Annotated in this window: 3 protein-coding genes and 2 pseudogenes; 2 read left to right on the top strand and 3 right to left on the bottom strand. The window is 59.5% G+C overall.

Annotation, left to right across the window (positions count from 1 at the left end):
• Positions 1-21: 21 nt before the first annotated feature.
• Positions 22-921 (top strand): annotated as a pseudogene (gene dnaN / locus ACSHSS_RS28945) (DNA polymerase III subunit beta); the annotation flags it as partial.
• A gap of 191 nt (positions 922-1112) precedes the next feature.
• Entirely contained in the window at positions 1113-3587 is a 2475-nt protein-coding gene (gene gyrB, locus ACSHSS_RS28940; protein WP_006401749.1) for a DNA topoisomerase (ATP-hydrolyzing) subunit B, read from the top strand.
• 287 nt (positions 3588-3874) lie between these two features.
• Here the strand turns inward: gyrB and ACSHSS_RS28935 are convergent, their stop codons facing one another.
• From ACSHSS_RS28935 to ACSHSS_RS28925, 3 genes and pseudogenes are all read right to left on the bottom strand, one after another.
• Positions 3875-4597, bottom strand: coding sequence for an HNH endonuclease (locus ACSHSS_RS28935; RefSeq protein WP_212160549.1), 723 nt, complete (start codon positions 4595-4597; stop codon positions 3875-3877).
• Positions 4594-6591, bottom strand: coding sequence for a hypothetical protein (locus ACSHSS_RS28930; RefSeq protein ID WP_445545868.1), 1998 nt, complete (start codon positions 6589-6591; stop codon positions 4594-4596). The genes ACSHSS_RS28935 and ACSHSS_RS28930 overlap by 4 nt, the downstream gene beginning before the upstream one ends.
• Before the next feature lie 8 nt (positions 6592-6599).
• Positions 6600-9278: pseudogene (locus tag ACSHSS_RS28925) on the bottom strand (SAM-dependent DNA methyltransferase); the annotation flags it as partial.

Here is a 9278-nt window from a genome sequence, read left to right as displayed (position 1 = left end):
AGATGTGTATAAGAGACAGCCACCGTCGCGGCCCGCAAGCTGCTCGACATCCTGCGCGCGATGCCCGACGGCCAGGTCACGCTGTCGCTCGCGGACAAGCGCCTCACCGTTCAGTCGGGCAAGAGCCGCTTCGCACTGCAGACGCTCGCGGCCGACGAGTTCCCGACCGTCGCGCAGGCGAAGGATTTCGGCGCGAGCCTGACCGTCCCGCAGAAGTCGTTCCGCCAGTTGCTCGGCATGGTGCACTTCGCGATGGCGCAGCAGGACATCCGCTACTACCTGAACGGCATGCTGCTCGTCGTCGACGGCGATCAGCTGATGGCCGTGGCCACCGACGGCCACCGTCTCGCGTTCTCGTCGATGAAGATCGACGGCGGCACGTTCGGGCGCCAGGAAGTGATCGTTCCGCGCAAGACCATTCTCGAGCTGCAGCGCCTGCTCGAAGACATCGACGACACCGTCACGATCGACATCGCCCAGACGCAGGCGAAGTTCACGTTCGGCCAGGTCGAGTTGGTGTCGAAGCTCGTCGAGGGCAAGTTCCCCGACTTCCAGCGCGTGATTCCGAAGGCGCATAAGAACACGTTCCAGATCGGCCGCGAGGAACTGCAGCGTTCGCTGCAACGTGCGGCGATCCTGACCTCGGACAAGTTCAAGGGCGTGCGCTGCATCGTCGCGCCGGGCCAGCTGAAGATCATGTCGACCAACGCCGATCAGGAAGAGGCGCAGGAAGAACTGGAAATCGCGTATCAGGGCGATACAGTCGATATCGGCTTCAACGTCACGTATCTGCTCGACGTGCTCGCGAACCTGAAGGTCGACACCGTGCAGGTGAGCCTCGGCGACGCGAGCTCGAGCGCACTGATCACCGTGCCTGAGAACGACGAGTTCAAGTATGTCGTGATGCCGATGCGCATCTGACGCGCGCGACACACGATACATTCCAGGGGGCGGCAAGCCCCTTTGGCGTTTTTATGGCGATTCGACAACCCCTCCTTCCCGCGCCGGGCCGGCGCCCTGGAGGGGCCAGGAAAACTGGAGCGGCCCGGCGTTTCCTCGCGGAAACGCACAGCGCCGCCGCTTGAGTGGCCTCGCAGAACCGGAAGATATCCATGAGTGAACAGCACAATTCGCAGCCCGATAACAGCAGCTACGGCGCCTCGTCGATCCAGATCCTCGAGGGTCTGGAGGCGGTGCGCAAGCGCCCCGGGATGTACATCGGCGACACGTCGGACGGCACCGGTCTGCACCACCTCGTCTTCGAGGTGCTCGACAACTCGATCGACGAAGCGTTGGCCGGGTACTGCAACGACATCCACGTGACGATTCACGCCGACAACTCGATTTCCGTCGTCGACAACGGCCGCGGGATTCCGACCGACGTGAAGATGAACGACAAGCACGAACCGAAGCGCAGCGCCGCCGAGATCGTGATGACCGAGCTCCACGCCGGCGGCAAGTTCGACCAGAACAGCTACAAGGTGTCGGGCGGGCTGCACGGCGTCGGCGTGTCGTGCGTGAACGCGCTGTCGAGCTGGCTGCGCCTCACCGTGCGCCGCAACGGCAAGAAGCACTTCATGGAGTTCCATCGCGGCGTCGCGCAGGATCGCGTGATCGAAGTCGTCGACGGCGAGGAAGTGTCGCCGATGCAGGTGATCGGCGATACCGAGAACCGCGGCACCGAAGTGCACTTCATGGCCGATCCGACGATCTTCGGCACCGTCGAGTACCACTACGACATCCTCGCGAAGCGGATGCGCGAGCTCTCGTTCCTGAACAACGGCGTGCGGATCCGCCTGACCGACCTGCGTTCGGGCAAGGAAGACGATTTCGCGTTCGCTGGCGGCGTGAAGGGCTTCGTCGAGTACATCAACAAGACGAAGAGCAACCTGCACCCGACGATCTTCCACGTGATCGGCGAGAAGGACGGCGTGGGCGTCGAAGTCGCGATGCAGTGGAACGACAGCTACAACGAGAACGTGCTCTGCTTCACGAACAACATTCCGCAGCGCGACGGCGGCACGCACCTGACCGGCCTGCGCGCCGCGATGACGCGCGTGATCAACAAGTACATCGCCGATAACGAAATCGCGAAGAAGGCGAAGGTCGAGACGACCGGCGACGACATGCGCGAAGGCTTGTCGTGCGTGCTCTCCGTGAAGGTGCCGGAGCCGAAGTTCAGCTCGCAGACGAAGGACAAGCTCGTTTCGTCGGAAGTGCGTGCGCCGGTCGAGGAAGTCGTCGCGAAGGCGCTCGAGGAGTTCCTGCTCGAAACGCCGAACGACGCGAAGATCATCTGCGGGAAGATCGTCGAGGCTGCACGCGCGCGCGATGCCGCGCGCAAGGCGCGCGAGATGACGCGCCGCAAGGGCGTGCTCGACGGCGTCGGCCTGCCGGGCAAGCTCGCGGACTGCCAGGAGAAGGATCCGGCGAAGTCGGAAATCTACATCGTCGAGGGCGACTCGGCGGGCGGTTCGGCGAAGCAAGGGCGCGACCGCAAGTTCCAGGCGATCCTGCCGCTGCGCGGCAAGGTGCTGAACGTCGAGAAGGCGCGCTACGACAAGCTGCTGTCGTCGGAGCAGATCGTCACGCTCGTGACCGCGCTCGGCTGCGGCATCGGCAAGGACGACTACAACCTCGACAAGCTGCGCTATCACCGGATCATCATCATGACCGACGCGGACGTCGACGGTGCGCACATCCGGACGCTGCTGCTCACGTTCTTCTACCGTCAGATGCCGGAGATGATCGAGCGCGGGTATGTGTATATCGCGCAGCCGCCGCTGTACAAGGTGAAGGCCGGCAAGGACGAGCGCTATCTGAAGGACGACGCGGAACTGAACGCGCACATGCTGCGGCTCGCGCTGCAGGGCTCGGAACTGCTGCCGAGCGAGAACGCAACGCCGATCACCGGCGATGCGCTCGGCGAGCTCGCGCGGTCGTATCTGATGTCGCAGAGCGTGATCGAGCGGCTGAGCCGCCTGTACGACCCGGCGGCGCTCGAGGCGATCATGGACGGCGTTTCGATCGATCTGTCGAGCGAGGCGTCGACGGAGGCGTCGGCGAAGGCGCTGCACGCGGCGCTGCATGACGACACGCTGAAGAACGAAGTGCGCGTGGTGCCGGCGTACGATCCGGTGCGCGAACTGCGATCGCTGCGTGTCGAGCGCGCGCATCACGGCAACGTGCGCGTTTCGGTGATCGACGAGGAGTTCCAGCACACGGCGGATTATCAGCAACTCGTGAACACGGCCAAGACGTTCGAAGGGCTGATTCAGGCCGGTGCGGTGATCAAGCGCGGCGAGCGCAGCATGGCCGTGACGGACTTCAAGAACGCGATGAAGTGGCTGCTCGCGGATGCGGAGCGGAACGTTTCGAAGCAGCGGTATAAGGGGTTGGGCGAGATGAACCCCGAGCAGCTGTGGGAAACGACGATGGATCCGAATGTGCGACGGTTGCTGCGTGTGCAGATCGAGGACGCCATCGCGGCGGATGGGATCTTTACGACGCTGATGGGGGATGAGGTGGAGCCGCGGCGGGCGTTTATCGAATCTAATGCGTTGAGGGCGGGGAATATTGATGTTTGATGTGTTGTGTAGCGGGAGCCATAAAGCTGGATTTTGGGAAGCATCCATCTGGATTTTTATTGGTGGACGCACATTGATAGCCTAGGTTGATGGCGTCTTGTTGAGCAAGCTGCCCGCAGTAAGCAATGGCCGCCTAATCTAAGCGGCCATTCTTTCATATTAAGCAACAATCGGTGTTCGCGCTTTTTTGGTACCCGGGACTTCGGCGCTTGCCGCACAGATAAATTTCCGCTCGAGGTTTCGCCCGCATTGCGCCGGAATGGGAAAGGAGCAATGCCCCCATGGCGTCAAGGTGCCCGACGAAACTCGTTGGCGCGGTGAAACGTCAGGTATGAGGCATGTTCAGGCTTGAGATTCGGAATATTCCATTCTGACGAGACCCCAAGCTGAACTCTTGCGGCATACGGCAACGCTTCGGATATGAGCAAGCTCCCTTGGTCTGAAAACGAAATCCAACCGCCGTCGAACAGCGCGTCAACGTGTGGAGCAAGCAGAAATCCGTTGAACACATCCAGCCTCTCGTCGTCGCTTTGGCACTTAGCCCAAGGCTTGATGTGCGAGGCTCGCAGCAGCGCTGGAACGGCGAGGCCCGTTACGCAGCAGCGCCCCTGCCAGTAATCCATCAGTGCGCTTCGATACAAGTCTTGCCCGACACGCTGTACCGCCAGGCGCTCTGCCTCAGTAGTTTGAGGTAGGTGCTTCTTCGCGCGCCGGAACTGGTCGGCCACCCGGTTCGGCATGGTTCTGGCGATGGCTGAGGCACGTTGGAGGACAACGTAAAGCTGGTCCAAATCACCGACAGGGATTTCACCGGCATCTGCGCCATCCAATAGAACATCGTTCGAGGCCGAAACGTGATATGCACCCTCGCGAATTTGTACGAATATCGCTTCCGGAAACTGCGCCGAATGCAGCTCCAGCTCGCTGTCGCTCAGCAAAATAGGCGTGCGCTCAAAGCCGCAATCTGCAGCAGCTTTCTCGATGCGAAGGCGCTCAAGCGGAGTCATCATTCTCCCGGCTGTTCAAAACCGGGCAATTCAGGCAATAGCTCCCGTTTAAACAGAAGCTTTTCTTCAGCGCCCGGTTCAAGCTCCAGCACAACATATCGGTCCCCGTGTACCTCTTCCGGTGGAGGCGAAGTAGTCGTCACGATGAACTGAAACGGAACAGCGCCATCCTCACCAAGTTGCGCCGCAGCTTCGGACGCTACGAGAAAGAATTCTCTATACAGACGCTCGCTCATGTCGGCTTCTCGCGGACAGTCGTGAACCAGGAATCCTGGGTGACTACTGACCTCGGAGATGGCCGAGTCCAGCAAGCACACGATGTCGCCGAGAAGTACCTCCAGAACTTGATAAGCCTCGCCACCGCGCAAGACCCCAAACGGGCGAACCTCGTCGTCTGGAACAAATCGGGCGTGCCCGTCGGCCCCCAGTAACCGAGATGATATGCAAGCAGTTAGGGATTTGATTGCATCCACTCGTGCAGACCGCTGTGACCGTCGTTCCGCAGCCGAGGCACGAAGACGATTTAGTTCCGACTCAAGCTCCTGCTGCCGTTGCCGCGCCTGTATCAATTCAGACGTGTCAATCCCTTGAGCTCGTTGTGAATGCAACACTTGCAGTTCGTCCCAAGACTTTTTCAGAAGGGCGTTGGTACTTTCGTTTGTTGCAATTCGAACGCGAAGCCGTCGTAGCTCGGCCTTTTTCTCAGAGATTTGTTGAGATTGCTCGGAGACCGCAGTTGACGCGTCCCGGAGTTCAGCTTCACGGCGGGCAAGTTGTCGTGCGAGTTCCTGAGCATTCGCCTGCGCTTCTTTCCCATCCCGATGCCACGTCAGGCTGACAGTGCTTTTCCGGTCTTGGATATATTGGCATGCGGAAAACTCGATGTTGCCGTGGTCGCATCGACCACCATCGAGTCCCTCCAACCGGTCACGAACTGTAGTCAACCGCTCGAAGTCTTCCAGGTTGGTGTCAACGAGAGCCTTCGCGATGCCCACCTCGGCCTCAGCCAGCCGCATCGTGTGATTGAGATTTGTGAGGCGAATTTGCTCTTGTGCCAGTTGCTCCTCGGCTTGCTCGACCTTACGTTCCCAGCGCTCATCCTCTTGCTGAGCGGTCTCGAAAGCGGCTAGAACCCGGGATTCGATGGACTGGCCAACGGTCACAGCATAAAGCGGCTCATCTTCTCCGGCACCAAGCCGGATACGGAGTTGCCGGTCGGCATGGGCTAGAGCAAACGCAGGCGCGCGTTCCAACTCTGGAATTCGTTCCTTCCCTTGGTAGAACTGGATTTGCTTTGACTCAATCTCGCGAAGTAGTTGGTCCAGTTCGGCATCCACGAGGCCGAGAACAGACCCGACGAACAGTGGAGGGTCTCGCCGTGGCCTCGTGAAGCCTAAACCCTCACCGTCGCGCCAGTGGTAGAAGCCGTCAAAGCGCGTTCGCTGGTCCCTGATGCACCATGCCAGTAGATGCCGCCATTTAAGTTGCTGATTCGTACCGGGCAACGATTGTGCGGCGAGGCGGCCAACTGAGAACTGCTCCAGCGCATCGAGATATGCCTGGAAATCATTGGAGGCATATCCCTGAAGAAGCTGTTCTAGCGTTTCGCACTGTGCAGCAAGGGAGTGGCTATAGGCCCCGTAGGGACGAAAGACCAACCACGTCACGCCATTGATGTGGACCTTCGCCGCAACGCCTCCCTTCGGAAAGCCGCTCGACGTTTTGTCGCGCAATGTCGAGATGGAAGGTGCATCATCACCCAGTACATATCGCATGAGAAGACACAGCGATGTCTTTCCAACCCCGTGGCCAGCGCTGGACAGCCCCGGGGTCTCATTCGACGCCGACTCCTTGGCCCATACAATGTTCAGGCCTTGATGCAAACTGATGACACGCGTCAGGACTAGAGGCTCCCGAGATTCGACCAGCCATACAGTTTCGAGCCATAGTCGAGGATACTTGTGAGCGGGTTTATATCCCTCGAGCCAGCGTGTCATTGTTCCTCCTATCTCGTGCCCGTCGACTCACGTGTTGTGGAACTATTGTCTGTTGTCGTTCCCTCCGACGCAACGCGCCGAGATTCGGCAACGACTAGCAATCGAGCGATGCCGGTATGTTCCGAAAGTTGGGTTACATCTCCGGGAATCGCTCCGCTCCCCCGTCTGAATAACGATGTGGCACCTTTCTGCTCACGCACAAGAACGGAAACAGCCTCCAGGCGCTGAACAATGGGGAGAACCCGGTCAATCAACTGCACGAGACTCGAAGTCCCATTCGCATCCAACAGTGACGTAAGCTGCAGTACATCAGCTGGTTCCAGGTACTGAGCGGCTATTGCCGAACGAGCAATGAGAGATTGAAGTTCCGAGACAGAGCAACCGTCCGGGCGAAGTTCCGCAAGCGCGACAATGAGCCCCGCCAACTTTGCCTCTTCAGCGTTTCGAATCAAGCCTTGCTCGGAATATTGCACGGGCACTACCGGAGCGGCAGCTTCATCTTTTAATGACATTGCACTTTGCCGGTCCCACGCCTCAAGTACGAGACGCCGAGTGCGGTACTCCCCGAACTCGCGCATCTCATTATTTTTGAGTACGCGGAACGTTTCGCTGGGATAGTCGTCGCCCATCACGTCGACAGGGTCGAAGATGTAGCGCAGTTCGTCGCGAGTCAATCCATAGAGGCGAGCGTAGTATGCATCCAGCTCCGCGCGCAGCTGGGCACGGCGTTCAGGATTCCAAGCGAAGGGCTGGCCACGTTCGGCGTCAGGGCGTGGGTCATAGGCATACAGGCCATCTGCCCACGGCCGCAAGTCGTGAGCGGTATAAGTTAGCTCGAGAACCCGCGGAACTATGAAGGCCAACGCTTGAAGGTCGTAGTCGGTCGGAGCGAGCATTGGCAATTGCTTCATGAAATAGAAGCTGAAATTCATGCCACCAACTTTTTGCCTTGCGACGAAATCAAACGTGAGCGAATTTAGGCAACCTTGGAACGCAGCGAGCAGCTCCGGTCGAGTAGTTTTCGGAAAATTGAATAGAAATACACTGTCCCCTTGAGCCGAGCGCGGCATCACCGTCGCAATGGTGGTACGTTCATCGGTTGAGCGCGCGTTTCGGCGCCATCCCATCAACCAACGGGGACTGCGATGGTCCATCCAACCATCGAGTAATTCGAGTAGTGCATGTTCGAAGGTTGTCAGGCGCAGCGCTTCGGCCAAGGCAAGCAGCTCATCGTCGGTCAATCGCGCATCGATGTTCTGAGTCGCCCATTTCGGAAACTCGGACAGAGCTTTCTTCCTCGTCAAGCCTTCGCTCCGCAGTACCTCGCCAAGACAAGGGAAGCGAACCCGAAGCTGGACTTCAACGGTCTCAATATGAGGTTGCGCCTGGGTTGGCGTCCAGCCATTCCCGGTTGTCGGCGAACCTGCGGCAACGTGGAATAGCTCACCCGCGACCCACTGGGCCAGCGCATGCAGTAGGTCGGCCAACGCGGCACCTTCCGCACTTCGTTGCGCCGCGTTACGCGCTGCATGGAGTTCCAGCCAAGTACGGGCCACCTTCGTCGGCGCATTGGCAATGCGCGCGAGGACCTCCCGCTCACTCACCCAGTAGCGAGGGCGAACCGTGAATGCCGGGTCGGCTTTCTGTGTCGAGGTGACATCAGTGGTTTCCAGCTCACCAATCTTGCCATCTGGGCTATCAACATAGGTTGCCCAGCGATGGTCAAACTGGTGAATCATCTTGGCTTCGTACAGCGGCAGACGCAGTGGCTCGTCGGGGGAAGACGGCGCATCCCGAAAAAGTCCGCTGTCGTTAGACATATCGAGCATGCGTTGGAAACTGATGCCCCACGGGTTCGCCTCAGCCTCCAGTACGTTACCTGCTTCGTCGGCGACCGCCTCCTTGATGAGCACTGGTGCCGAGCGGCAAAGCTTCTTCGTCAGCTCTGCATCACGCTCACTGCGGAACACTGGGCAAGTACGCGTATTGGGATTGATGAGGCCGAATTCGTCTGGCGTGAGCGTGAAGCGACGTCGGGAATCCCCCAGATGCTCTACACGGGTCGCAAAACAGACGAACTCCGACTGAGTTACGGCACCTAGCGTCAGCAGCGAAAATTTGTAGCTGCGATGCACTGCCGGGAATACGCCACTGCTATTTTCGAAGTCGTACAGACTGGCCAAGCGACCACTGCTGGCGATGTGACCGAAGTAGGCCTTGGTCGAGTCGTCTGTCGCAATGCCGGTCGGCACGATGAACCCTGCTCGCCCCGTCGACGCTGTTGCCTGCAGAAACGTCTCTGCAAACAGGGCATAGGTGTTTACGTCTCCCACGCCCGTGAGCGGGTAGCGCCGGCCATCGTGCGCGTACAGGCTGGCAGCCTCTGCCCCGTGTCGTGCGGCGATGAAGCTGGCGTACAACGACATCTCAGCGCGGTTGGGCGGTGCCAAGCCTTCAGCGCGCTCGAGGTCGGGATTCACGTTATGCAGCAATACCCCTTCACGCAGCCATTCGATACGCTGGCTGCGTTCAGCTTTGTTCCTGGCCGTTGCCACTAGCGGGCTGCGTGTAGCGAAGAACTCTTCCTCCTGCAACTTGATGCGTTCCCACGGCGGATTACCCAGCATGACCGAGAAGCCGCTGCGTATTTCGGTGAACGTGATCAGCGATTTCGGATGAAGGTGATC

The organism is Burkholderia sp. BC1, from assembly GCF_052683555.1.
This window is presented reverse-complemented; position numbering and strand designations above follow the sequence as displayed.